The organism is Flavobacterium sp. (genome assembly GCF_043778725.1).
Classification (GTDB): domain Bacteria; phylum Bacteroidota; class Bacteroidia; order Flavobacteriales; family Flavobacteriaceae; genus Flavobacterium.
On record NZ_JAYWFT010000032.1, the window covers coordinates 1 to 2,457 of the forward strand.

The 2,457-nt window shown below is 33.3% G+C and carries 1 protein-coding gene and 1 pseudogene; both read left to right on the forward strand.

Annotation, left to right across the window (positions count from 1 at the left end):
• A partial coding sequence (locus tag ACH2CG_RS03150; protein ID WP_395062116.1) for a TonB-dependent receptor domain-containing protein occupies positions 1-2,162 on the forward strand: 2,162 nt, incomplete at its 5' end.
• 31 nt (positions 2,163-2,193) lie between these two features.
• Positions 2,194-2,457 (forward strand): annotated as a pseudogene (locus ACH2CG_RS03155) (G-D-S-L family lipolytic protein); the annotation flags it as partial.

Consider the following 2,457-nt stretch of genomic DNA (forward strand, 5'->3'; position numbering starts at 1 on the left):
TAAAATACGGACAGACCAATCAAAAAGCTGCTGGTGCACATGATTATTCAGATTATGGAGTGAGAGTAGCCCATGCATTCTCTAAACATTTTGCTGCAAAAGCCAACTTCACTTTCATGAAAGGTACAGATTGGTATGCAACAGATTATAGAGATAAAGATTTAACAAACAATGTTGGACTAGACAGAGGTTACTACAACTATAATGGTATCAACGTTTATGGTGATGAAGCTTCAACAAATATAAAAAGTGTAGCAGCTGGTTTACTTGGTGCAGGTGCAATAACACCAGCTCAATTTTCAGTATTCAATGCAATTCTGCCAGATTATAATGTAAGTAGAACAGGCTACAATGAAGTAGATCTTACTGATAATAAAGTAAGAAATGCTAAAATTGATTATTCTCTTCATTTTAAACCTTGGGCAAATGATACAGAAATTATTTTTCAAAGTAAATTTGGATATGGTAACACAGTATATCAAGGTGCAAACAGATACTATTTAAATGGTTTCTTTATGCAACAACATAAATTAGAAGTAAAAGGGAAAAACTTTTTTCTTAGAGGATATTTTACAACAGAAGATGGCGGAAGTTCTTATGATATGTTGTTTACAGGGTTAAATGTTAACAGACAATGGAAAGCAGATAACGTATGGTTTGGTCAATATGCAGCAACATATGTAACCTCTACCCTTGGTGGAGCAACGCCAGAGCAAGCTCATTTAGCTGCTAGAAATGTAGCTGATACTGGAAGATTAATACCAGGAACTGATGCCTTTAAAAATGCTTTCAATAAAGTAATTTCAGATCCAGATGTACTAACAGGATCTAAACTTGTTGACAACTCACACATGTATCATTCTGATGCAAATTATAACTTTAAAGATATTATAAAAGTTGCAGAAATTCAAGTTGGAGGTTCATTTAGACTCTACGAATTAAATTCAGGAGGTAGAATCTACACTGATAAAAATTCTCAAATTAATTATAATGAATATGGTTTTTATACTCAAATTCAGAAAAAATTAATGGAAGATAGACTGAAGTTCACTGGATCTGTAAGATATGATAAATCTAAAAATTTTGATGGTAATTTTTCTCCAAGAGTTTCATTAGTATACTCTGCTGGTGCACAAAAAAACCATAATTTTAGAGGATCATTCCAAACTGGTTTTAGAAACCCTTCTACTCAAGACCAGTATATCGGATTTAATGTAGGAAGTGCAGTTTTAGTTGGTTCTGCTCCAGACAATTTAATAAGATTTTCTGAGGTAAGAGGTGGCGGTGGCTCATTTGGAAATATTTCTGCGTCAGGTCAAGTAATTTTAGGCTCTCCAACCGTTACCTTAAATGGTAATAACGCCTATTTTAATTCTTTTACAGCTGCTTCTGCAACAGCATTTGGAGCCGCTTACAAAGCTAATCCAACAACTGCTGGTCTTATTAGTGCTGCTGGATTGCTAAAAAAATCAAAAGCAAGTTACGTTAAACCAGAAACAGTTAAAGCAATTGAGTTAGGTTACAGAGGTCAAATTAAAAAAATATCTTATGACATCAACGGATATTACAATGTTTATAATGATTTCATAGGAAATTTAACAGTCCTTGCTCCATATTATGGTACAGCAGCAGATTCACCAAATTTAGCTGGTGGACCAGTGTCAGAATCTTTAGCTGTTCAAGCTGTAGGAAGTGGTGATACAAGAGCTTATCAATTGTATACAAATACTGATATTGAAATAAAATCTATAGGATTTGGTTTAGGTCTTTCATATAAATTACCTAAAAATTTCGAAATTGGCGCAAATTATAACTATGCACAATTTGATTTTGATCAAGAAAAAGACCCAAGTTTTGAAGCAGGATTTAATACACCAAAGCACAGAGTTAAAGCGTCTTTAGGAAACGAAAAATTATTTAAAAACTTTGGTTTCAATGTAAGCGGAAGATGGAATAGTGAATATCTATGGGAATCAAATTTTGCAGACGGTACAATTGAGGCAGCAACTGTTGTTGATGCGCAAATCAATTATGCGTTTCCAAAATTGAAATCGGTTATTAAACTTGGAGCTTCTAATATTGGTGGCAAAGAATATCGTCAAGTTCTTGGAGCTGGATTGATAGGTCAACAATATTTTGCTTCTTTAACAATTACTCCATAAATAGTATTAATAAATTATAACATTTAAGATTATGATAAAAAATTTCAAATGGTTACTATTGGTTTCATTAACCTTTGTAGCTTGTAATAATGATGATGAAACAGCAAGTGTCGTTTCTAACTCATCAGATGGATTGCCTTTAACATCGGGTTCGGCAAATTTTTCAAAATATGTTGCACTTGGTAACTCATTAACTGCTGGATACAGCGATAGTGCACTTTTTATTGAAGGGCAAAAAGCATCATACACCAATATTCTGTCTCAGCAATTTTCATTGATTGGTGGTGGAGAATTT